Origin of the sequence: Hyalangium ruber, from assembly GCF_034259325.1 — a bacterium.
In the GTDB taxonomy this organism is placed as follows: domain Bacteria; phylum Myxococcota; class Myxococcia; order Myxococcales; family Myxococcaceae; genus Hyalangium_A; species Hyalangium_A rubrum.
The window spans coordinates 439,791-461,394 of sequence record NZ_JAXIVS010000004.1; the positions used below are offsets into that span (position 1 = coordinate 439,791).

The window sequence follows — 21,604 nt, forward strand, 5'->3', positions numbered from 1 at the left end:
GGGCGAGTGGCCTCTTACCCCGTGCCCCTGCCCGCTGGGGCACGGAAGACACTGGCGGGCAGCGCCGCAACGTGGTGAAGCAAGTCGTAGAGGATGCGCGCCGTGGCGCCCCAGATGACGTGGGTGTTGTAGGTATAGAAGAACACGTCGTACTCCACCTCGCGCACGGTGCGCTTCTCCGTGCGGCGGATGGCGGGGTCCAGCAGCCCGACGAGCGGCACCTCGAGGATGAAGGCCACCTCCTCGGCGCTGGGCCGGTACTGCCCATCTCCAGGGATGACGCCCACGAAGGGCTGGATGCGGAACGAGGTGGTGGTGGGCACCTCGTCCAGCATGCCGAGCACCCGGACCCGCGAGCGGTCGATGCCCAGTTCCTCCTCGGTCTCCCGGAGCGCGGTGTGCAGCGGCGTGGCGTCCTCGGGGTCCCTGCCGCCTCCCGGGAAGGAGAACTGGTTGGCGTGCGTGCGCAGGTGAGCGGGGCGACGCGTGAAGAGGATGTGCGGCACCCCGTCGCGCTCGAAGAGCGGAACGAGCACCGCCGACTCCCGCAGCACCAGCCCCGGCAGGTTCAGCGGCCGAGGCGGGTGAGAGGCGATGCGGGCCTCGAGGGTGTCGAAGAAGGAGTCCACGTCAGTCCGTTACCTGCTTCTCTACGGGAGGCTTCAGGGGCTGCTCCGGAGGCGTGAGGTTCTCCACCCCCGAGAGCGGCTGGAGCACCCCGGCCTGCAGCAGCCCGATCAGCGCCAGGCCCAGCGCCACACGATACACGACGAAGACCATCGTCGACCGGGTGCGAAGATAGCGCAGCAGCCAGGCGATGGCCGCCCAGCCCGAGCCAAAGGCCACCAGGGTTCCCACCCACAGGGTCAACGCCGAGGGCCGGGTGTCGGCTTCCAGCAGGTGCTTGAGCTCGAAGACGCCCGCCAGGGTGGTGGCCGGGATGGAGAGCAGGAAGGAGTAGCGCGCCGCGTCCTCGCGCCGCAAGCCGAGCGACAGGGCTCCGGTGAGCGTGGTGCCCGAGCGCGACGAGCCGGGGATGAGCGCCACGGACTGCCACGCGCCGATGATCAGCGCATCCTTCCAGCCCATGTCGGCCACGGTGCGCTTGTGCGAGGCGATCCGCTCGACGATGAAGAGGATGATCGCCAGGATGATGAGGCTGGCGGAGATGATGTAGAGCGAGCGCAGCGAGCTCTCGATGTACTTCTTGAAGGCCAGGCCGCACACGCCGATGGGCAGGGTGCCCACGAGGACGAACCAGGCCAGCCGCGCCTCGAGGGTGGCGAACGGCTGGCGGCGCGCGAGGCCCTGGAAGAAGGCCACGGTGAGCTTCACCAGGTCGCCTCGGAAGTAGATGAGCACGGCGGCCACGGTGCCCAGCTGGATGACGGCGGAGTAGGCCGCGCCGGGATCCTTCCAGCCGAGCAGCTCCGGGACGATGCGCAGGTGCGCGGTGGAGCTGATGGGGAGGAACTCGGTGAGCCCCTGGACCAGCCCGAGGACGATGGCTTCGATGAGACTCATAGGAAGAAGCCCGGATGTAAGCCCTTCACCCCCTGCCCGCAAGGCCCATGTCCACCCGGTGGACTGTCCACCCCTGCATACGTCCGGAGGTGGGCAACCCCCTCGCTAGCGGTAGGCTGCTGTCCGACGCTCATGCCCCCTGCCCCGCCCTGCCCCTGCTCCTCCGGCCTTCGCTACCGCCAGTGCTGTGCGCCCTACCACCGTGGCGAAGCCGAGCCGCCCGACGCCGAGGCGCTGATGCGCTCGCGCTACAGCGCCTTCGCCCTCAAGGAGGCGGCCTACCTCTGGAAGACGCTGCACCCGGAGCACCCGGACCGGGCGCGACCGGAGGCCGAGGTGGTGCGAGAGCTGCGCGCCTTCGCGCAGAGCCACCAGTACCCCGGGCTGGTGGTGATGGACCGCCGACCGGCGGATGCGCACGGCGTGGCGCAGGTGCTCTTCTTCGCCAAGGTGTTCGAGAAGGGCAAGGACCGCTCCTTCGTGGAGCGCTCGGACTTCCGCCATGACGGGACAGGCTGGCGCTACGTGTCCGGCGTGCCGCGCCTGCCCCGCGAGCTGGCGGGGCCTCCCGAGGCGCTCACGCTGGCGACTTTTCCCGCGTGAAAAATCCCCCGTCAGGATTTCGGGGGACATTTCGTCTACTTGGATAGCTGCCCGGCCGAAGAGGCCCTACACGCACTGGACAATCGACTCACACTCGATCGCGGTTCGAACCCGCTCCAGACCTTGAAAAGGTCGCCAAAAACCAGCGGCTTCTTCACTCGGGCAGCAACCCTTCCCTTCCTCTCAGGTCCCCTCGTTCCAGGATGCCAGGTACTTCACCTGCTCCTTGGTGAGCGCGTCGATCTTCACGCCCAGGCTCTTGAGCTTGAGCCGGGCGATCTCCTGATCGATGTGCTCGGGCACCCCGTAGACCTTCTTCTCCAGCGCCTCGTGGTTCTTGACGATCCACTCGGAGCACAGCGCCTGGTTGGCGAAGGACATGTCCATCACGCTGGAGGGGTGCCCTTCCGCCGAGGCCAGGTTGATGAGGCGGCCCTCGCCCAGCACGATGACCTTCTTGCCACTGCGCAGGGTGAACTCCTCCACGAACTCGCGGATGAACGCGCGGCGCTTGGACAGCTTGTGCAGCGCCTTCAGGTCCAGCTCCACGTTGAAGTGGCCCGAGTTGCAGACGATGGCGCCATCCTTCATCTTCTCGAAGTGCTCGGCGCGGATGACGCTGACGTTGCCCGTCACCGTGCAGAAGAAGTCGCCGATCTTCGCCGCCTCGCCCATCGGCATGACGCGGTAGCCGTCCATCACCGCCTCGAGCGCCGTGGTGGGGTCCACCTCGGTGACGACCACATCGGCGCCCATGCCCTTGGCGCGCATCGCCAGTCCCCGCCCACACCAGCCGTAGCCCGCCACCACGAACACGCTGCCCGCCAGCATCCGGTTGGTGGCGCGGATGATACCGTCGAGCGTCGACTGGCCCGTGCCGTAGCGGTTGTCGAACAGGTGCTTCGTCTTCGCCTCGTTCACCCCGACGATGGGGTAGCCCAGCACCTGGTCCCGCGCCATGGCGCGCAGGCGGATGACGCCCGTCGTGGTCTCCTCCGTCCCTCCGATGACATCCTTCATCAGGTCCCGGTGCTTGCTGTGCAGCACACCCACCACGTCCGCGCCGTCATCCATGGTGAGGTGCGGCCCGCCCTCCAGCGCCTGGTCGATGTGGCGGTAGTACGTCTCGTGGTCCTCCCCCTTGATGGCGAAGATGGACATGCCGTAGTCGGCCACCAGCGCCGCGGCCACGTCGTCCTGCGTGCTCAGCGGGTTGGAGGCACACAGCGACACCTCCGCCCCTCCCGCCTTGAGCGCCACCATGAGGTTGGCCGTCTCGGCGGTGACGTGCAGGCACGCCGTCACCTTCATCCCCTTGAGGGGCTTCTGCCGAAGGAAGCGCTCCTGGATCTGCGTCAGCACCGGCATGGTACGTCCCGCCCACTCGATGCGGCCGCGCCCCTTGTCCGCCAGCGAGGGGTCCTTGATGTCGCAGTGCACGGGGGCAAAGCTGTTCTTCGGACGCTTGAGGCTGCTGAGCTTGGCCATGTCGGTGGCTCCCTCGGTTGGAGAAAAAAGAAACGCGCGTGACCCTAGATGGGGCACGCGCGTTCATTCAAGCCGGAGCGTCGCTCAGGCCGAAGCTGCTTACGAGTTGCCGACCGCCTTCAGGCGCGCCGAACCGCCCAGGGCGTCGACCAGCGCGTCCTTCTTGTCGGTGCGCTCCCAGGTGAACTCCTTCTCCGAGCGGCCGAAGTGACCGTAGGCGGCCGTCTTCTGGTAGATGGGCCGCAGCAGGTCCAGGGTCTCGATGATGCCGCGCGGACGCAGGTTGAACACGTCGCGGACCGCATCGGCGATCTTCTCCTCGGACGCCGTGGCGGTGCCGAACGTCTCCACCATCACGCTGACCGGGTCCGCCACGCCGATGGCGTAGGAGACCTGCACCTCGCAGCGGCGCGCCAGCCCGGCGGCCACCACGTTCTTGGCGATGTAGCGGCCCATGTAGGCAGCCGAGCGGTCCACCTTCGACGGATCCTTGCCCGAGAAGGCGCCGCCACCGTGACGGCCCATGCCGCCGTAGGTGTCGACGATGATCTTCCGGCCCGTCACGCCCGAGTCGCCCATGGGGCCACCCACCACGAAGCGGCCCGTGGGGTTGATGAAGAACTTGGTCTTCTTGTCCAGGAGCTTGGCCGGCAGCGCCTTGGCGATGACGTCCTCGCGGATGGCCTCGTGGATCTTCTTGTTGGAGATGTCCTCCGAGTGCTGCGTGGACACCACCACCGTGTCGATGCGCACCGGGCGGCCATCCTTGTACTGCACGCTGACCTGGCTCTTGCCGTCCGGGCGGATCCAGTCGTGCTGCTTGCGGCGCACCTCGGCCAGCCGGCGGGTCAGCGCGTGGGCGTAGTGCAGCGGGGCCGGCATCAGCTCCGGCGTCTCGTCGCAGGCGAAGCCGAACATCATGCCCTGGTCGCCGGCGCCCTGCTCCTTCTTGTTGTCCACGCCGCGCGCGATGTCCTGGCTCTGGCCCTCGATGGCCACCATGACGCCGCAGGTGTTGCCGTCATAGCCCATGGAGCTATCGGTGTAGCCGATGCGGCAGATGGTGCTGCGGACGATCTTCGGGATGTCCACGTAACAGTTCGTCGTCACCTCGCCCGCCACGATGGCGAGGCCCGTCTTGACCAGGGTCTCCACGGCCACGCGGCCCTGCGGATCCTTGGCGAGGATGGCGTCCAGCACCCCGTCGGAGATCTGATCGGCGATCTTGTCCGGGTGGCCTTCGGTAACGGATTCAGACGTGAACATGAAGTCGGTAGGCATGTCTTCTCGAAAGTAGCGGGCAGGCAGGAACCACGAATAGCGCGGCGACACTAGACGTGGGCTCCTTCGAGAGTCAAACCCCGAAAACGCCCGGAGAATTCGCCCCGCGAGCACCAGCCGGGCAGGCAGGAGCCGGAAGGCACGGCGTGAATTTTCCGGAGCGCCGCGCGTTCCCCTGGGCTACAGGAAGCCCTCGCTTCCCAAGGAACAAGGACTCGTATGAACGCTCGCCTCCGCTCCGTGCCCCTTCTGGCTGCCCTCGTTCTCTCTCTGCCGGCGCTCGCCGCGCCCAACGAGGCAGTCTCCAAGCCCGTGAAGACCGTCGTCCAGTCCGTGCGCTACAACAAGGACGTGGCCGCTCTCAAGCACTTCGGCGGTGAGCAGCAGGCCCGCTTCCTGCTGGGCGATGCGTGGGACAAGGGCACCGAGGCGCAGCGCAAGGAGTTCGTCCAGCTCTTCCACAACCTGTTCGCGAAGATCGCCTTCCCCAAGGTCCGCGACAACTTCAAGAACCTGGCCTCCATCACCTACGAGGACCCCGAGGTGACGGGCGAGGAGGCGAAGGTGGCCTCCACCATCGTCATCGACCACCCGATGAAGAAGCAGGAGCTCAAGCTCAAGTACAGCCTGGCCAAGGACAAGGCCGGCTGGAAGGTGGTGGACGTGGTGGTGCTCGGCGACTCGATGCTCACCGGCATTCGCGATGATCAGGTCCGCCCGCTGCTGAAGGATGGCGGCTGGGACGCGCTGCTCGACGCGATGCGCTCCAAGGACAAGGAGCTCGCCTCGGTGCAGATCAAGTAACCTGCCCGTTCGCTCACCCGCCGGGCGCTTCACCAGGGTGGGAGGAGACCGTAGAGCCGTGTAGGCTCCAGTCTCCTCCGCGAAGCGCCCGGCCCGATGTCCACCTCTCACATCTCCCAGCCTCCCCGCGCACGCAGCGAGCCTTCGGCCCGCGAGGTGGACGCCTTCTGCGTGCGCTATGCCCCGCGCGACCCGGGCCACGCGGCCATCCGGGCCCTGTGCCGGCTGCTCTACGCTCCTCCCACCGAAGGCTCGTTGGAGGAACGCTTCGCCTGGGTCGAGAGGTGCGTCGCCTGGCTCCGGGAACCTCGCCCCGTCCATGGCCTGGCCCAGGCCGATGAGCCCGAAGCGCCCGTTGCCCAGGGCCGGCTGGCCCTCTTGGTGCGCGTCCTCGAGGGAGAGTCCGCCACGCGGAAGGCGGTGGCACGGCTGGTGGCCTCCGTCGTCTCCGAAGCCCGCGCCCTGAAGCTCTTCGCCCAGGTGGGGCTGCCCGGCCGCCAGGGCTTCTTCTCCGAGCTGACGGACCGGGTGCTGCGACACCTGCTGCCGACGCCACCCGACCCCGAGCGCCTCTCCGAGTTGCTGCTGCGCCTCTTCCCGGGCCCCACGGAGCTGGCCTGGCTGGAGTCCCTGCCCACCGCCCTGCTGACACGCCTCTTCGCCATGGTGGGCGAGCCGCAGCACCCCCTGCCGGCGCCCTCGGCCCTGCTCCGCGCCCACCTGGTGGACGCGCTCATCCTGCTGTCCACCCAGACGGCGGCGCTGGGGCTCGCGGAGGACGTGCGCGACCGCAGCCCGCAGGTGTCCTTCCGTGCCTCGCCCTTCCTGCGCCTGCGCCGCACGTGCGACAGCGTGCTCGCTCGGGATGCCGGTCCCGACACCCTGCGGGAGCTGAGCGCCTCGCTGGCCGAGTGCCGACAGGTGGTGACCCTGGTCACCCACCACCTGGAGCAGTCCGGGGTGAGCGTCGATCTCGTCTACCGGCTGGAGCGACTCCGCCGAGGGCTGGACCGGATGGACGCCATCGCGCGGGTGCTGGGCACCGCTCGGGGCGAAGCGCGCTGCCGCGAGGGGCTGGCGTTGGTCGTGGACCTGCTGCACCAGGCCTACGCGGACCGCTCCGTTCGGCACCTGGCGCGTACCAACCTGCGGCTGCTGGCGCGCAAGGTCATCGAGCGCGCGGGCCACTCGGGCGAGCAGTCCATCACCACCACGCGGGCCGAGTTCCACGCCCTGGTGCATTCGGCCGCGGGAGGTGGGCTCGTCTCGGCGCTCATGGCCGCGGTCACCCTCTCCCTGGGCAGCCTCGTCCTCTCGCCCTTCTTCTCGGGGCTGGCCTACGCCGTCATCTACGTCGGCGGCTTCCTGCTGATGCAGTTGCTGGGCTTCGCCCTCGCCACCAAGCAGCCGTCCATGACGGCCGCGGCGCTGGCGAGCGCCATCAGCGAGGACTCCCACCCTCAAGGGGGACGGCTGAAGCGGCTGGTGGAGCTCATCCCTCGGATGACGCGCTCCCAGCTCGCCGCCGCCCTGGGGAACCTGAGCTGCGTGGTGCCCGCCGCCGTGGGCGTGGCCCTGGCGTTCCAGCTCGCCACCGGGCACCCGCTCCTCTCCCGGGAGCGCGCCCAAGCCCTGGTGGATGCGTTCCACCCGTGGCGCAGCGGCACCCTCCTGTGGGCGGCCTTCACCGGAGTCATTCTCTGGCTCTCCAGCGTGGGGGCCGGGTGGCTGGAGAACTTCTTCGTCTACCGGCGCATCCCCGAGGCGCTCGCGCACCACCGGGGCCTGCGAAGGTTGCTCGGCGAGCAGGGGGCACAGCGTCTGGCGGATGGCGCCCTGCGCCACGTGGCGGGCGTGGGAGGCAACGTCTCGCTGGGTCTGCTGCTGGGCGTCGCCCCGGGGATTGGCCGCCTCTTCGGGCTTCCCCTCCAGGTGCGCCACGTCACCCTCACCGTTGGCGCGCTGTCGGTCGCCGGCTGCACCCTGGGCCCCGATGCGGTGATGAGCCGGGAGTTCCTGGCCGCCCTCCTGGGGACCGTGGGCGTGGGCATCCTCAACTTCGGCGTCTCCTTTGCCCTGGCCCTGGCCTTGGCCCTGCGCGCTCGGGACGTCACCCCGCGCGATGGGGTGCTGCTGGCCCGCCTGGTGCTGCGGCGCTGGTGGCGCGAGCCCCGCTCCTTCCTGCTCCCACCTCGCGATGCCGCCCCCACCCCGACAGAGGAGGCGTCCTCCGAGGCCTCGGCCCCCCTGGCAGGTGGCCCCGGTACCTGAGCGGCGGGGCCATTATCCCACCCCCGCCCGCAGCCCCAGCGGCCGGGCACCCAACCGTTGTCTTTCGAGCGGAGCCGTTTGCCGGTAGGGTCCGTCGGCAATGAGCACCTCGTCCCACCCGCCCAACCGATTCTCGCTCGCCTATGCCAGCTTCATGGTCCGCAGGCCGGGCGTCGTCCTCCTCGTCATCCTCGCGTTGCTCGCCGCCTCCGTGTGGGGCGCGAGCAAGCTGACCATCAACTCGAATCAGCTCGACCTCATCTCGCAAGAGCTGCCCGAGGTGAAAGAGGTCAAGCGCATCATCGACATGGTGGGTGGCAGCGGCTACCTCATGCTCGCGCTGCGCGGCTCGGACGAGCCCACCCTCAAGCGCGTCGCGGATGACCTTGCCGCGCAGATCCAGGCGGACAAGGAGAACGTCCGTTTCCTTACCTACAAGCTCCCGGTCGAGTTCGTGCAGGAGAACATGGTCCTCTTCGTCAAGACGGAGGACCTGGCCGAGGGCAAGCGCCGCATCATGGCGTACATGAAGGATCAGCTGCGCCGCAGCAACCCCTTCTACATCGAGCTGAAGAAGACCGAGCCGGTGAAGCTCGAGCTGCAGGACCTGATCGACAAGTACTCCAGCGTCGGCAAGAAGAGCATCCGCGACGACTACTACATCTCCCAGGATCGGAAGATGATGATGATGCTCATCAAGCCGATGTGGGACACCAACGAGCTCGGCAAGTCGAAGGCCTACGTCGAGAAGCTCACCCAGGATCTGGCCGAGTACTCCAAGACGAACGCCGCGGGCGTGAAGCTGGTGGAGGACTACGACTTGATGGGCGACGCGAAGACGGTCGCCTACGGCTTCACCGGCTCCTACAAGACGGCGGTCGATGACTCGTACGCCATCGAGGAGTCGCTGGGACCGGTGGCCGTCATCGCCTTCCTGGCCATCCTGGCCATCACCATCGCCTTCTTCCGCAAGTGGGCTCCCACGGTCATCGTGGTGAGCGGCATGGTGATCGGCACCCTCATCACCATGGGCTTCACCTACGCCACCGTGGGTGAGCTCAACATGATCACCAGCATCCTCGGCGGAATCCTGATGGGGTTCGGCATCGACTTCGGCATCCACTTCATCTTCCGCACGAGGCTGGAGCTGGGCGCGGGCAAGCCGTACGACGTGGCCATCCGGGACGCCATCATCAACGCGGGCCGCCCCGCGCTGGTGTCCGCGGTGGTGACGGCCGGCTCGTTCATGGTGCTGATGGTCAGCGACTTCCGCGGCTTCAGCCAGTTCGGCTTCCTGGCCGGCTGCGGCACGCTCATCCTCGGCTTCACGCTGTTCGCCTGGAGCCCCGCGCTGCTGGCGCTGGCTGGCCGCATCAACCCCACCCTGCCCCAGCGCCTCATCGGCGTGATGCAGCCCCCGGCGGCCACCAACGCCTCGGGCAAGGAGGTCCGCTTCCCGCGTCCCCGCCTGCTGCTGGGCGTGAGCACCGTCATCGTCGTGCTGGTGTGCGCCGCCGCCGTGCCGTGGAACAGCTCCGATCCGGCCCCTGGCCAGAAGCTCAGCTTCTTCGAGCGCATCCAGCGCGGCGTGGGCTTCAACTACAACACCCGCGCGCTCATCCCCGAGGGCCAGCCCTCGGTGCGCCTGCAGGACGAGATCAGCGCGCGCTTCCAGATCTCCAGCGACCCCATCGCCGTCTACACGAAGACGCTCGAGGAGGCGAAGCAGGTCTACGAAGAGCTCACCGGGCACCCGGAGAAGTACAAGTCCATCGACCAGGTGGTGAGCATCTACACCTTCGTCCCGCCGCCGGAGATCGCCAAGGCCAACCGGAAGATCCTCGATGAGTGGGAGGAGGAGCTGAAGGAGATCGACGTGGCGGCGCTGCCGCCGGAGATGCAGGAGAAGGCGGCCCTCTTCAAGAAGATGCTGTCGGCCCAGCCCTTCGACGTCCACGGCGTGCCGGACATCTACGCCAACCAGTTCCGCCACCTGCCCACCACGAAGCCGGAGAACCACGGCTACCTGACGTTCATCTACCCCAGCGTGGACCTGTGGGACGGCAAGCTGATGCTCCAGTTCGCCGACGAGACCAGCATCATCAAGACGGCCGACGGCAAGGAGTTCCGGGCCGCCGGCGCCGCGCAGCTCTACGCGCGGCTGGCGCGCATCGTGCTGGCCGACGGCAAGCTCACCGTGCTGCTCGTGTCGCTGTGGATCCTCGTCATGCACTTCGCCGACTTCCGCAGCGTGCCGCTGGCGCTCGCCTCGGTGATTCCGCTCACCGTGGGCCTGGCGATGATGCTGGGGTTCATGTCGCTGTTCGATCTGCGGCTGAACTTCATGAACATCATCATCCTGCCCATCCTCCTGGGCTTCGGCGTCAGCCACGGTCTGTACCTGCTGCACCGCTTCCTGGAAGGCACCTCTCCGGTGGTGGCGCTGCGCAGCGTCGGCGCCGCGGTGGCCTCCTCCACCCTCACCGCGGTGGCCGGCTTCGCGGCGCTCCTGGCCGCCAAGCACAACGGCCTGAAGTCCATGGGCCTGGTGGCCACCATCGGCCTCTTCACCACGCTGGTGGTGTCCTTCACCGTGCTCGCCGCGGTGATGCAGCTGCTGCACGATCAGCGCGTGCGCAAGAGCGGGAAGCCTCCCTCGGACCTCGCCTCCCCGGGCGCGACTGACTCCGAGACCAAGGCAGCCTGAGCCCTCTCGCCGGGTCTCGCCCTTACTCCGCGAAGGGCGAGGCCATGCGGATGGTCGGCCTCGAGTGTTCGGTCAGCTCGTCGCTCGAAGCGGCGGGCACCTGCCTCGAGGCCTCCTGCGGGCGCTTGTGGGCGCGCCGCTCTCCAGACACCCGGGTCTCCATGAGCCCCGCGCGCAGCACGGGCGGGGCCGTGAGCACCGGGGTCCGCGGCACCTCCGTGGTGACGCGCGTGATGAACCGGGCCACCTGTGACTCTCCCACGGGCCTGCCGGTGGTGCGCAGGAACGCCTCCAGATCCGCCTGGAAGGCGCGGCAGTCCGGATAGCGCTGCTCACGGTCCTTGGCGAGGGCGCGATTGAGCAGCCGCTGGACCGCCGAGGGTAGATCCGGCCGGCGCTTCAGCGCGGGAATGAGCGGCTCGGAGAGGATGGCTCGGGCCATGCTCGCCTCGGTGGTCGCGTCGAACGGCTTGCGGCCCGTCAGCAGCTCATAGAAGACGACGCCCAGCGCGTACACGTCCACCCGCCGGTCCAGGTTATTGCCACGCAGCTGCTCGGGCGCCATGTACGAGAGCTTGCCTTTGACGACGCCCGTCTGCGTCCGGTGGACCTGACCGGCCGCCTTGGCGATGCCGAAGTCCACCACCTTCACCGTGCCCTGGCTCGACAGCAGGATGTTGTCCAGGCTCACGTCCCGGTGGATGAGCTCCCACGGCTTTCGCGTCGCGGGGTCGCAGAACTCGTGGGCGAAGGCCAGCCCTCCACAGGCCTCGGCGATGATCCACGCGCACAGCTCGGGCGGCAGCGGAATGCCGAGCCCGCTGGCGCTCCGCACCAGCGCGCGCAGGCTGGGCCCGTCGATGTACTCCATGGCCAGGTAGTAGACGTTCCCGGCCCGGCCCAGATCGAAGATCTGAACGATGTTGGTGTGGGAGAGCTGCGAGGCCAGCCTCGCCTCGGACAGGAACATCTGCACGAAGGAGGGCTCCTCCGCGAGGTGCGGGAGGATGCGCTTGAGCACCAGGGTCTTCTCGAAGCCCCCAGGACCGGTGGCCTTGGCGAGGAACAGCTCCGCCATGCCCCCCGTGGCGATCTTTCGGATGAGCTGGTACTTGCCGACTTGCATTCCGGACAAGCTGATCCGGTTTCGCGAGGGCGCGAGTCCCGCCCAGAGGATCCCCACGCGTGAATGTGCGAGCGCGCACACTCCCGCGAACCTCCGTGTGCCCTACTCAGCAGAGCGGGACACGGAGGCCTCGGACTCTCGAAGGCTGAGAAATCGGTCCGTTCGGACTCAGGCCTTCTTGCTCCGGTCGATCCAGGCGTTCACGTGCGTCTCCAGCACATCGAGCGGCACGGCCCCGTTCTCGAGGACGGCGTCGTGGAAGGCGCGCAGGTCGAACTTCGCGCCCAGCTCACGCTCGGCCTTGGCGCGCAGCTCGCGAATCTTCAGCTCGCCAATCTTGTAGGCCAGCGCCTGCCCAGGCCAGGTGATGTAGCGGTTGACCTCGGCCTCGATGTTGTGGCGCGACAGGGCGGTGTTCTCCAGCATGAAGTCGATGGCCTGCTCACGCGTCCAGCCCTTGGCGTGCATGCCGGTGTCCACCACGAGGCGGCAGGCCCGCCACATCTCGTACGACAGGCGCCCGAAGTCCTTCTCCGGCGTGTCGTAGAGGCCCATCTCGATGCCCAGGCGCTCCGAGTAGAGCCCCCAGCCCTCGATGAAGGCGGTGAAGAAGGCCGCGTGTCGGCGGAACTTCGGCAGCTCCAGTTCCTGCTGCAGGGCGAGCTGCTGGTGGTGGCCGGGCACCGCCTCATGCACGGTGAGCGCGGGCAGCTCGAACAGCGGGCGCTGGTCGAGCTTGCTGGTGTTGACGCGGTAGACGCCAGCACGGCCGGTCTCGGCGGCACCCGCCTCGTAGTAGGCGGTGGTCGTGCCCTCGGCGATGTCGGCGGGAATCTCCTTCACCGTGTAGGGCAGGCGGGGCAGGCGCCCGAACAGCTTTGGCATCTCGCCGTCGATGCGCTTGGCCAGGAGCGAGGCCTCCCTCATCAGCTCCTCGCCCGTCTTCGGGTAGTGCTTCGGGTCGGTGCGCAGGTACTGCACATAGGCCTTGCGGTCGCCCTTGAAGCCAGCGCGCTGGATGACCTGCTCCATCTCGGCGCGGATGCGCGCGACCTCCGAGAGGCCGAGCTGGTGGATCTGCTCGGGCGTCATGTCCGTGGTGGTCATCACCCGCACGCGCCAGGCGTAGTAGTCCTTGCCGCCCGGCATCGTGGAGGCCCCCACGGTCTTGCGGCACTTCGGCGCGTACTGCTTCGTATAGAAGGTCTGGAACTCGCGGTAGGCGGGCACCAACTGGGTGCGGATGATCGTCTGCGCCCGGGTCTTGAGCGCCGTCCAGTCCGCCTCGGAGATGCTCGCCGGCTTCGTGGCGAAGGGCTGGTAGAACACCGACTGCGTCGGGTCGCTGACGATGTGCGGGGTGATCGTCTTCTCGAAGCCCTCCATCGGAGCACAGGGCTGCACGTAGCCGCCCTTGAGCGCCTCGCGCGTCACCTCCGTCGACGCCTTGTTGTAGGCCGGATAGGCCTCGAGCCGGGCGAGGTAGCTCTCGTAATCCGCCTTCGTATAGAAGGGCAGCATGTCGGGCAGCCGGGCCAGGAAGACGTGCCAGCCGCCCCGGCTGCTGAGCCGCATGGTGCGCTGGCCGAAGCGGTTGCCCTCCACCTCCTGCGCGAGGTCGCCCCTCAGGACGGTGAGGTTTACCCGGTCGGCCTCGGACAGCTGGCTCTTGTCGAGCTTGTCGAGCCGGGCGATGAACGCCTGCGCCTCACGCGCCCGCTTGTCCGCCTCCGCGAGCGAGGGGTTCCCCAGTTCACGGTCGTAGTCGCGTACCCCGAGGTCCGTCGCCTGGATGGGGTTGCCCTTGAGGTGCCAGGCCCAGTGCTCGTCGAGCAGCTTCTGGAAGTCCTCGGTCGGCGTGGCCGCCCACGCCGAGGAGGACAACAGGCCTGCGACAGCCAGCGACAGGATTCGCATGTGGATCTCCCAAAAAGTGGGGCCCCGAACACCCTCCGCGGCACTTCATTCCCTTGAGTTCGCGCGCCCACATGGCCTACATGGCCAGGAGAGGGAGACGACCATGACGAAGCGATTCGCGCTCGTGCTGGGCCTGGCCACGCTCGCCGGCTGCTCCGCGGTGAAGAACAGCACCATCCGCCCCGACTATGAGCAGGTGGACAAGCAACGGGTAAAGCGGCTCGTGGTGGTGACGGCACCGCTGCCCGACGGCAAGCAGGCCCTGGGCGACATGTGGAGCCTCATCGCCCGCCAGTACATCAACCAGAACCGTGACTTCCTGGTGAAGGAGCACATCACCCGCGCCGAGTCCACGGACGACGCCGCCCTCAAGGCGCTGTGCGTCGAGGGCCTCGAGGGCGTGCTGCTGCTCGACCCGCAGGTGAAGCGCACCGGAGACGGCGCGGACGTGGCGGTGCGGGCGCGGCTGATGCGCTGCGCCGACGGCGAGAATGTGTGGAGCGCCGAGGCCGCCGGTGGCTGGGACTCGGTGGACGAGAAGTTCCGCGAGCGCACCGCGCAGTACGTGCAGCAGTTCGGTGCCGAGGTGGAGCCCTACGTCGTCCCCTCCTACAAGCTGCTCCAGGCCACCCTGGACACGCTGCCCAACCCGCAGCTCAACGACCAAGACATCGACGAGAAGATCGAGCTGGGGGAGTAGTCCTCCATGGACGCCCACATCGTCGCCCTGCGGTTGGGCGTGGCCTTCCTGCTCGGGGGCCTGCTGGGCCTGGAGCGGGAGTTGCGCGGGCAGAGCGCGGGCCTGCGCACCCACCTGCTCGTGAGCCTGGGCTCGTGCCTCTTCACCCTGGCGAGCATCTACGCCGCCCAGCCGCTGGTGGACGACGTGCCCGTGGGCACGCGAGCGGACATCACCCGTATCGCCAGTCAGGTGGTGGTGGGCATCGGCTTCCTGGGCGGCGGGGCCATCCTCCGCCACGGCGACTCCATCCGAGGGCTCACCACGGCGGCCAACCTGTGGCTCACCGCCTCCATCGGGCTGGCGGCGGGGCTGGGCTTCCTCCACGGCGCCGCCATCACCGGAGGGCTGGCCCTGCTCGTGCTCGCGGGCCTGCGCCCCGTGGAGCACTTCCTGGCGCGCGTACGCCGAAAGCGCCACATCGCTCGGGACGGGGACACCACCTCCGAGAAGCCTCCCGAGTCCCAAGGGTGAGCCGCACCAGGGCTCACCGCTTGCTCGCTCGGCGTCCCGGCGAATCCACCCCCTCCCGCTGAGCGCGGCCCTGCGGCAACATGCCGCGTAGGCCCCGGAGCAGGGCCTTGGTATGCCAGCCTGATCGCGCCCGGTCCCGCCGGGTGCTTCACACCGGAGCCCTTTCCATGCACACCTCTCTCGGGCGCGCCGCGCTCCTGGCCCTCACCGCCTTGGCTTCCACCGCGTGTGGAGGCGATGACGCGCCGCAGACCGTCCTGCTCTCCTTCAAGCCCATGGTGGGCAACCAGGCCTTCGCCTGCGGGCAGACGTACACGGGCCTGGGCACGACGGCGACGCGCTACGAGCCCAAGGACTTCCGCCTCTACGTCCACAACGTGCGGCTCGTCTCCACCGGGGGCCAGGAGGTGCCGGTGACGCTCACCGAGAACGGCGACTGGCAGAAGGACGGGCTGGCCCTGCTCGACTTCGAGAACAAGGCGGGCCTGTGCTCCAACGGCACCGAGGCCACCAACAACCGCATCATGGGCACGGTGCCCGCCGGCGACTACTCGGGCCTGCGCTTCACGGTGGGCGTGCCCTTCGCGATGAACCACCAGGATGCCTCCGTCGCGAGCACCCCCCTCAACGTGAGCACCCTCTTCTGGGGCTGGGCCGGGGGCTACAAGTTCATCCGTCTGGACGGCCGCACCTCCGGCCTGCCCAGCGGGCACAACGTCCACCTGGGCAGCACCGAGTGCCAGACGGCGGGCCCCAACCAGGTCACCTCCTGCCAGCAGGAGAACCGCTTCGAGGTGGAGCTCGCCGGCTTCGACCCGGAGAAGGCCCAGAACGTGGTGCTGGACGTCGCGACGCTGCTGGCGGGCTCCGACCTGGACACCAATCAGGCGAATTCGGCGCCGGGCTGCATGTCCGCCACGAATGACGCGGACTGTGGTCCCATCTTCCAGCGCCTGGGCCTGGCCTTCAATGGCACCCAGGCCAACCCGGCCAACCAGACCTTCTTCCGAGTGGAGTAGCGATGAGACGCGGTGTCCTTCAGGCCTGGTGCGCGGGGTGGCTCCTGCTGCTCTGCGCGGCGTGTGGTGACTCAGGGCCCGAGCCCTACGTGTGGAACCTGCCTCCCGGCTTCCCCGAGCCCGCCGTGCCCGAGGACAACCCCATGAGCACCGCCAAGGTGGAGCTGGGGCGACACCTCTTCTACGACACGCGGCTGTCGGCCAACGGCACCCAGTCCTGCGCGAGCTGCCACCGCCAGGACAAGGCCTTCACGGACACGCTGCCCACGGCGGTGGGCTCCACGGGCGAGCACCACCGGCGCAACTCCATGTCCCTGGGCAATGTGGCCTATGCCGCCAGCCTCACCTGGGCCAACCCGGTGGTGCCGGACCTGGAGGCCCAGGCCCTGGTGCCGCTGTTCGGCGAGCACCCCGTGGAATTGGGGCTCGCGGGCCAGGAGGAGGTGCTGCTCCAGCGGCTGGCCGAGGATGCCCACTACCCGAAGCGCTTCGCCGAGGCCTTCCCCGAGGAGAAGCAGCCCCTCACCATGGCCTCGGTGGTGCGCGCCCTCGCCTCCTTCGAGCGCACGCTGCTGTCCGGCGGCTCGCCGTATGACCGGTACACCTACCGCGATGAGCTGGAGGCCCTGTCCCTGTCGGCCAAGCGGGGCATGACGCTCTTCTTCTCCGAGCGCCTGGAGTGCTTCCACTGCCACCAGGGCTTTGCCTTCACGGACTCCGTGAAGCACAAGCTGACCGCCTTCCCGGAGGTCACCTTCCACAACACCAACCTCTACAACGTGGATGGGCGAGGCACCTACCCGGCCACGGACGAGGGGCTGAAGGAGTTCACCGGCAAGCCCGAGGACACCGGGCGCTACCGCTCCCCCACCCTGCGCAACATCGCCCTGACGGCGCCGTACATGCACGATGGCTCCATCGCCACGCTCTCCGAGGTGTTGGACCACTACGCGGCCGGCGGCCGGGCCAGCGCCCAGGGCTCCGCGCCCAGCCCCTACCAGAGCGAGTTCGTGCGCGGCTTCACCCTCACGCCCCAGGAGAGGGAAGACGTGCTCGCCTTCCTGGAGTCCCTCACCGACACTGAGTTCCTCACGGACCCGCGCTTCTCGGATCCGTTCGCCACCGCGCCATGAGGTAACTCTCCATGCTCCCTCGCTCGCTGCCGCGTCTCTGCCTGTTCGTCGTCACCGCCACCCTCTGTCTCGGGCACGGAGATGACGGGGGCTGTGGAGGCGGAGGCGAGGAGGAGCATCACCATGAAGGGTCCTCGGGGGCGACGTGCCCCTCGGCCGGAGCCCCCACCGCGCAGGACTTCGGCAGTGCCTTCATGGAGCGCTACTGCCTGAGTTGCCACAGCGCGAGCCTCACCGGCCGCGCGCGTCGGGACGCTCCGGAGGGCATGAACTTCGACACGCTGGAGGAGGTGCGCCGCCAGGCCGCGGCCATCGACTCGCACGCGGCGGCGGGGCCCAATGGCGTCCACAGCGCCATGCCCCCCGTCTCCACCCCCCAGCCCACGCGCCAGGAGCGCGAGCGGCTGGGACAGTGGCTCGCCTGCGGCGCCCCCTGAGCTCAGGGGGCGCGGGCACTCAGGGCTCCGAGGAGATGAAGCGCCGGTCCATCTCCGTGCGGATGTAGCGCTCGATCTCCTCCGCCGTCGTCAACTGCATGGCGTTGTTGAGCAGCTCCGCGGCCTCCGAGCGGCTCGAGCGCCGCAGGATGTTCTTCACCACCGGGATCTGCCCCGACGTCATCGACAGCTCGTCGAACCCCATCGCCAGCAGCACCAGCGAGTAGATGGGGTCTCCGGCCATCTCTCCGCACATGGACACGGGGATGCCCGCCGACTTCGCCGCCGAGACGATGTTCTGCAGCGAGCGCAGTACCGAGAGGTGCAGTGGCTTGTAGAGGTAGGCCACGTCCCGGTTCTGGCGGTCGATCGCCAGCGTGTACTGGATGAGGTCGTTCGTCCCCACCGAGAAGAAATCCGCCTCCTGCGCCAGCCGGTCCGCGATGAGCGCCGCGCTCGGCGTCTCCACCATGATGCCCACCGGGAAGCGCTTGCCCAGCGGCACTCCCGCCCGGCTCAGCTCGGTGCGGCACGACTCCAGCTCGGCGCGCGCCTCGCGCAGCTCGCTCATGCCGCAGATCAGCGGGAACATCAGCCGCAGGTTGCCGTGGGCGCTCGCCCTCAGCAGGGCTCGGAGCTGCGCCCGGAACAGGTCCCGGTGCGAGAGGCAGTAGCGGATGGCTCGCAGGCCCATGGCCGGGTTGGGCTCGCGCTCGTGCTTCACCTTGCCCGGCACCTTGTCGCCGCCCAGGTCCAGCGTGCGGATGGTGACGGGCCGCCCGCCCATCGCCTCCAGCACCTGCTTGTAAGCCCGGTAGTGCTCCTCCTCCGAGGGCACCGTCTTGCGGTCCAGGAACATGAACTCGGTGCGGTATAGGCCGATGCCCTCCGCCCCGTGCGCCAGCAGCGAGGGGATCTCCTCCAGGAACTCCATGTTCCCGTTGAGCCGGATGCGGTAGCCCTCCGTGCTCACCGCCGGCAGGTCCTTGGTACGCAGCGCGAGCTCCTCGCTCTGCTGCTGCACCCGCTGCGCCTCGCGGAACAGGGCGATCTGCTCCGGCGTCGGGTTCACCAGGATGACGCCGCTGGAGCCATCCAGCGCCACCAGGTCCCCCGGGGAGATCTGCTCGCTGGCCTTGCCCGCACCCACCACGGCGGGCATCTCCCGGGCTCGGGCGACGATGGCCGTGTGGCTCGTCTGCCCTCCCAGGTCGGTGATGAAGCCGGCCACCCGCCCGCTGCGCACCATCATCGCCGCGTCCGCGGGCGACAAATCGTGCGCCACCACGATGGCCTCCTCCGGAATCTCCACCTCCTCATCGACCGCCTGCCCCATGAGGTTGCGCACCACACGGTCGGCCACGTACTCCACGTCCGAGCGCCGCTCGCGGAAGTACTCGTCCGGGATGTTGTCGAACAGGTGCTTGAGCTTGCGCGCCACCCGCCGCACCGCCCACTCGGCGTTGATGCGGTCCTGGACGATGAGCCGGTCCACCTCGTCCACCAGCATCGGGTCGTGCAACATCAGCCGATGCGCCTCGAGGATGAGCGCGTGGTCATGCCCCTCGGTGCGCGCAATCTGCTCCTTGAGCTCGGCCAATTGCTCGTCGGACTTCTCCAGGGCGGAGCGCATCCTGGCGCGCTCGGGCTCCACCTCCGCCTCAGCCAGCCGCAGCTTGGGGGTGCGCACCCGCTTGCGGTCCAGGATGAAGGCATGGCCTACCGAGACACCCGGGGAGGCGCCAATGCCCTTCAAGCTCGTGGTGGGAGTGGCCTGCGTGCTCACGGTTGCTCGTTCACCCTCCTGAAGCCTACTGCCCCTCGCCGAAGCGGTCGGCGATGAGTTTTCGAATTTCCTCGAGGCACGCCGCCGCGTCATCCCCCTTGCAGGTGAGTTTCACGTGGGTGCCCTGCCCCGCCGCCAACATCAACACCCCCATGATGGACTTGGCGTTGGCCTTCTGTCCCTGGTGCTCGATGAGCGTCTCGCACTTGAAGCGGTTGGCCACCTTGACGAGCTGCGCGGCCGCGCGGGCATGGAGCCCCAACGCGTTGATGATTTCGAACGTGCCTTCAACGACGTTAGCCATGTGAGGTTCCAGTCCCCTTTCTCAAAGAAAGGCCCCCGCCGCACACGCCAGCCCCGCGGCAAGGTACAGCACGACGTAGTTGGGCACCCGCTGTTGAACGAGAATGTAGGACACGACGCCCAGTGCCAGACATCCGGCGACCAGCCAGGGGGCATGGTTGCCTCCGGCCGTGCGTCCCAGGTCCACCGCCAGCCATGCGGCCAGGCCCCCGGCGGAGGCCGCCGCCACCGAGCGCAGCCGCGCCCCCCGGGTGGGCAGGTTGGCCCGAGCCACCGCCTCCACCAGCCGGTCTCCCAGCACCAGCCCCATGAAGAAGAGGCGGGCGCGCAACGTGAGGTGGACGAGGTTGTAGAGGAACAGGAAGAGCAGCGCGGCCCAGGCGTGCAGCACGGGCACCGAGGCGGCGCACACCGCGCCCACCGCCGGCTTGAGCGACAGCCAGAAGAAGCCGTCCCCCAGCGCGGCCAGCGGCCCCATGAGCGCGGCCTTGAAGGCCACCACCTTGTCGGGAGGCTCCTCGCCCCGGGCGATGCGCTGCTCGTGGTAGAGCACCCCGCCAAGAATGGCGGCCGCCACGTACGGGTGGGTGTTGAAGAAGACGAGGTGCCGGCGCACCGCCGCCTCCTGGTCCGCCTTCTCCGGGTAGAGCCGCTCCAGCGCGGGGAAGAGGCTGTAGGCCAACCCCAGGTTCTGCATGCCCTTGGGGTTCCACGAGGCCTGCAGGAAGAGCGAGCGCAGGAAGACCCGCAGCAGCACCCCTCGGCTCAAGGGCTCGGCGGGGCTCACCGGCGATCTCCATAAACGAAGAGGATGACCGCCAGCGTGACGACCGCGGCGCCCAGGCCCGCATACAAAGGAGCGCGCTTGGCGTGGCTGCCCTGGGCCGCCAGCGCCGCCGCCACCGAGGCCATGGCCGGAAACGCCCACGCCAGCCCTCGCAGCAGGTCCAGCGGCAGGTGCTCCAGCCACGGCCCGAGGAAGAAGCCCAGCAGGGCGCAGGCGGCCGACACCGCCCCGTAGACGACGAAGTGGGGCCACATGCCCCACAGGTTCTGCCGCACGGCACGCGTGAGGTTGCCCGCCTCGGCCGAGGCCAGCGCCACCCGGGCCAGCCGCGCCATGTAGCCTTCCAGCATCCGGTCCCCCACGCGGCCCAACCGGCCCAGGGGGATGAAGAGCAGCACGGCGATGGACCAGAGCGCCTGCGTGGAGCCCCCACCCGTGGCCGCCGCCATGGTGGCCGCCGCCGCCGCGGTGCCCGTGGCCGAGACCGTGTCGTTCTCCGGCAGCGAGGCGCCCAGGTTGGCGGTGCCCAGGTAGAACAGCTCCAGCAGCAAGCCCACGTAGAGGCCGGCGCGCACATCGCCCAGGAGCGCGCCCATGACGGTGGCGGACACCAGCGGGCGCGAGAGCATGGCCTGCAGGAACGCCTTGCGCTCCACCGCCACCACGCCGCCCCAGAGCCCCGCGAGCAGCACCTGGGTCCAGGCCACGCTCACGCGCTCAGCCTCCCTTGGTCCAGCGCTCGGACAGCTCTCCCAGCTCTACCGCCTTCTCGGAAGGCACGGCGCGCGCCTCTACTCGGACGCCCTTGTCCGCCAGCCCCTGCAGCGCCTGCAGCTCCGCCTCCGCCAGGAAGACGGACGGGGACACCTGCCGCCTTCCGGCGCCGAAGTGAACGTTGCCCAGGTTCAGGTGTTCCAGCGTCAGCCCGTGCGCGAAGGCGAAGGGCACCGAGGCCACGTCCCGGAGCAGCACCAGCGTGCGCACCGCGTCCTTGGACACGGCCGCGAAGTCCACCTGGGCCAGGGGGAGGATCTGCACCTCGATGGCGCTCTGCACGGCCAGCGCCATGGCGGCGCGGATGAGGGGGCTCGAAGCCGCCTCGTCATCGGCCACGACGACGCGCTGCACCTTCAGGTGTGGAAGCCAGGCCTCGACGACCTGACCGTGGATGAGGCGGTTGTCGACGCGGACCAGGGTGATCACAG

At 68.7% G+C, this 21,604-nt stretch carries 19 protein-coding genes and 1 pseudogene; 9 read left to right on the forward strand and 11 right to left on the reverse strand.

What is annotated here, in order from left to right; translation table 11 throughout:
- Window positions 1–14: 14 nt before the first annotated feature.
- A complete protein-coding gene (locus tag SYV04_RS14000) occupies window positions 15–629 on the reverse strand; it encodes a CoA pyrophosphatase (RefSeq protein ID WP_321546241.1) in 615 nt (204 codons plus the stop codon).
- A gap of 1 nt (window position 630) precedes the next feature.
- The gene (locus SYV04_RS14005; RefSeq protein ID WP_321546242.1) at window positions 631–1,524 is read right to left on the reverse strand and encodes an undecaprenyl-diphosphate phosphatase; all 894 of its coding nucleotides are present in this window, start codon (window positions 1,522–1,524) and stop codon (window positions 631–633) included.
- Window positions 1,525–1,656: 132 nt separating this feature from the next.
- Between SYV04_RS14005 and SYV04_RS14010 the strand changes: the two genes are divergently transcribed.
- Entirely contained in the window at window positions 1,657–2,127 is a 471-nt protein-coding gene (locus SYV04_RS14010; protein ID WP_321546243.1) for a YchJ family protein, read from the forward strand.
- 183 nt (window positions 2,128–2,310) lie between these two features.
- Here SYV04_RS14010 and ahcY read toward each other — a convergent pair whose 3' ends face one another.
- Together ahcY and metK are read right to left on the reverse strand one after the other, a co-directional pair.
- Window positions 2,311–3,615, reverse strand: coding sequence for an adenosylhomocysteinase (gene ahcY / locus SYV04_RS14015; RefSeq protein ID WP_321546244.1), 1,305 nt, complete (start codon window positions 3,613–3,615; stop codon window positions 2,311–2,313).
- A 99-nt stretch (window positions 3,616–3,714) separates the two neighbouring features.
- Entirely contained in the window at window positions 3,715–4,896 is a 1,182-nt protein-coding gene (gene metK / locus SYV04_RS14020; RefSeq protein ID WP_321546245.1) for a methionine adenosyltransferase, read from the reverse strand.
- 219 nt (window positions 4,897–5,115) lie between these two features.
- Between metK and SYV04_RS14025 the strand changes: the two genes are divergently transcribed.
- The 3 genes from SYV04_RS14025 (at window position 5,116) to SYV04_RS14035 (ending at window position 10,678) form a co-directional block, all read left to right on the forward strand.
- Window positions 5,116–5,700, forward strand: a complete 585-nt coding sequence (locus SYV04_RS14025; RefSeq protein ID WP_321546246.1) for an ABC transporter substrate-binding protein — start codon at window positions 5,116–5,118, stop codon at window positions 5,698–5,700.
- Window positions 5,701–5,796: 96 nt separating this feature from the next.
- A complete protein-coding gene (locus tag SYV04_RS14030; protein WP_321546247.1) occupies window positions 5,797–7,971 on the forward strand; it encodes a site-specific recombinase in 2,175 nt (724 codons plus the stop codon).
- Between the two features lie 100 nt (window positions 7,972–8,071).
- Complete coding sequence (locus tag SYV04_RS14035) at window positions 8,072–10,678, forward strand: efflux RND transporter permease subunit (RefSeq protein ID WP_321546248.1); 2,607 nt, start codon at window positions 8,072–8,074, stop codon at window positions 10,676–10,678.
- A gap of 130 nt (window positions 10,679–10,808) precedes the next feature.
- Here the strand turns inward: SYV04_RS14035 and SYV04_RS14040 are convergent.
- Both SYV04_RS14040 and SYV04_RS14045 read right to left on the reverse strand, forming a co-directional pair.
- Window positions 10,809–11,804: pseudogene (locus SYV04_RS14040) on the reverse strand (serine/threonine protein kinase); the annotation flags it as partial.
- 168 nt (window positions 11,805–11,972) lie between these two features.
- Window positions 11,973–13,721 (reverse strand): DUF885 domain-containing protein, encoded by a 1,749-nt coding sequence (locus tag SYV04_RS14045; protein WP_321546249.1) that lies wholly within the window; start codon window positions 13,719–13,721, stop codon window positions 11,973–11,975.
- A 103-nt stretch (window positions 13,722–13,824) separates the two neighbouring features.
- Between SYV04_RS14045 and SYV04_RS14050 the strand changes: the two genes are divergently transcribed.
- The 5 genes from SYV04_RS14050 to SYV04_RS14070 all read left to right on the forward strand — a co-directional run bounded on the left by SYV04_RS14050 (window position 13,825) and on the right by SYV04_RS14070 (window position 17,523).
- Window positions 13,825–14,421 carry an MXAN_6521/LA_1396 family lipoprotein gene (locus tag SYV04_RS14050; RefSeq protein WP_321546250.1) on the forward strand — a complete coding sequence of 199 codons (597 nt, stop codon included), beginning with the start codon at window positions 13,825–13,827 and terminating at the stop codon, window positions 14,419–14,421.
- Between the two features lie 6 nt (window positions 14,422–14,427).
- Window positions 14,428–14,934 carry an MgtC/SapB family protein gene (locus tag SYV04_RS14055; protein ID WP_321546251.1) on the forward strand — a complete coding sequence of 169 codons (507 nt, stop codon included), beginning with the start codon at window positions 14,428–14,430 and terminating at the stop codon, window positions 14,932–14,934.
- Between the two features lie 167 nt (window positions 14,935–15,101).
- Complete coding sequence (locus SYV04_RS14060) at window positions 15,102–15,953, forward strand: MbnP family copper-binding protein (protein ID WP_321546252.1); 852 nt, start codon at window positions 15,102–15,104, stop codon at window positions 15,951–15,953.
- A gap of 2 nt (window positions 15,954–15,955) precedes the next feature.
- A complete protein-coding gene (locus tag SYV04_RS14065) occupies window positions 15,956–17,086 on the forward strand; it encodes a methanobactin export MATE transporter MbnM (protein ID WP_321546253.1) in 1,131 nt (376 codons plus the stop codon).
- 11 nt (window positions 17,087–17,097) lie between these two features.
- Entirely contained in the window at window positions 17,098–17,523 is a 426-nt protein-coding gene (locus tag SYV04_RS14070) for a hypothetical protein (protein WP_321546254.1), read from the forward strand.
- A 19-nt stretch (window positions 17,524–17,542) separates the two neighbouring features.
- On the opposite strand, the gene ptsP is transcribed toward SYV04_RS14070, so the two are convergent.
- From ptsP to SYV04_RS14095, 5 genes are read right to left on the reverse strand one after another with little or no spacing between them, the layout of a single operon-like run.
- Window positions 17,543–19,309 carry a phosphoenolpyruvate--protein phosphotransferase gene (ptsP, locus tag SYV04_RS14075; RefSeq protein WP_321546255.1) on the reverse strand — a complete coding sequence of 589 codons (1,767 nt, stop codon included), beginning with the start codon at window positions 19,307–19,309 and terminating at the stop codon, window positions 17,543–17,545.
- 25 nt (window positions 19,310–19,334) lie between these two features.
- Window positions 19,335–19,613: an HPr family phosphocarrier protein gene (locus SYV04_RS14080; RefSeq protein ID WP_321546256.1), complete on the reverse strand. Its 279-nt coding sequence runs from the start codon at window positions 19,611–19,613 to the stop codon at window positions 19,335–19,337.
- 21 nt (window positions 19,614–19,634) lie between these two features.
- Entirely contained in the window at window positions 19,635–20,399 is a 765-nt protein-coding gene (locus SYV04_RS14085; RefSeq protein WP_321546257.1) for a PTS system mannose/fructose/sorbose family transporter subunit IID, read from the reverse strand.
- The gene (locus SYV04_RS14090; protein ID WP_321546258.1) at window positions 20,396–21,112 is read right to left on the reverse strand and encodes a PTS sugar transporter subunit IIC; all 717 of its coding nucleotides are present in this window, start codon (window positions 21,110–21,112) and stop codon (window positions 20,396–20,398) included. Before SYV04_RS14090 ends, SYV04_RS14085 begins: the two co-directional genes overlap by 4 nt.
- A 4-nt stretch (window positions 21,113–21,116) precedes the next feature.
- Window positions 21,117–21,602: a PTS sugar transporter subunit IIB gene (locus tag SYV04_RS14095; RefSeq protein WP_321546259.1), complete on the reverse strand. Its 486-nt coding sequence runs from the start codon at window positions 21,600–21,602 to the stop codon at window positions 21,117–21,119.
- Between the last annotated feature and the right edge of the window lie 2 nt (window positions 21,603–21,604).

Coding starts and splice junctions, on each gene's coding strand:
- SYV04_RS14005 (WP_321546242.1), bottom strand. CDS start 1,524: ATGAGTCTCATCGAAGCCATCGTCCTCGGGCTGGTCCAGGGGCTCACC.
- SYV04_RS14010 (WP_321546243.1), top strand. CDS start 1,657: ATGCCCCCTGCCCCGCCCTGCCCCTGCTCCTCCGGCCTTCGCTACCGC.
- ahcY (WP_321546244.1), bottom strand. CDS start 3,615: ATGGCCAAGCTCAGCAGCCTCAAGCGTCCGAAGAACAGCTTTGCCCCC.
- metK (WP_321546245.1), bottom strand. CDS start 4,896: ATGCCTACCGACTTCATGTTCACGTCTGAATCCGTTACCGAAGGCCAC.
- SYV04_RS14025 (WP_321546246.1), top strand. CDS start 5,116: ATGAACGCTCGCCTCCGCTCCGTGCCCCTTCTGGCTGCCCTCGTTCTC.
- SYV04_RS14030 (WP_321546247.1), top strand. CDS start 5,797: ATGTCCACCTCTCACATCTCCCAGCCTCCCCGCGCACGCAGCGAGCCT.
- SYV04_RS14035 (WP_321546248.1), top strand. CDS start 8,072: ATGAGCACCTCGTCCCACCCGCCCAACCGATTCTCGCTCGCCTATGCC.
- SYV04_RS14045 (WP_321546249.1), bottom strand. CDS start 13,721: ATGCGAATCCTGTCGCTGGCTGTCGCAGGCCTGTTGTCCTCCTCGGCG.
- SYV04_RS14050 (WP_321546250.1), top strand. CDS start 13,825: ATGACGAAGCGATTCGCGCTCGTGCTGGGCCTGGCCACGCTCGCCGGC.
- SYV04_RS14055 (WP_321546251.1), top strand. CDS start 14,428: ATGGACGCCCACATCGTCGCCCTGCGGTTGGGCGTGGCCTTCCTGCTC.
- SYV04_RS14060 (WP_321546252.1), top strand. CDS start 15,102: ATGCACACCTCTCTCGGGCGCGCCGCGCTCCTGGCCCTCACCGCCTTG.
- SYV04_RS14065 (WP_321546253.1), top strand. CDS start 15,956: ATGAGACGCGGTGTCCTTCAGGCCTGGTGCGCGGGGTGGCTCCTGCTG.
- SYV04_RS14070 (WP_321546254.1), top strand. CDS start 17,098: ATGCTCCCTCGCTCGCTGCCGCGTCTCTGCCTGTTCGTCGTCACCGCC.
- SYV04_RS14080 (WP_321546256.1), bottom strand. CDS start 19,613: ATGGCTAACGTCGTTGAAGGCACGTTCGAAATCATCAACGCGTTGGGG.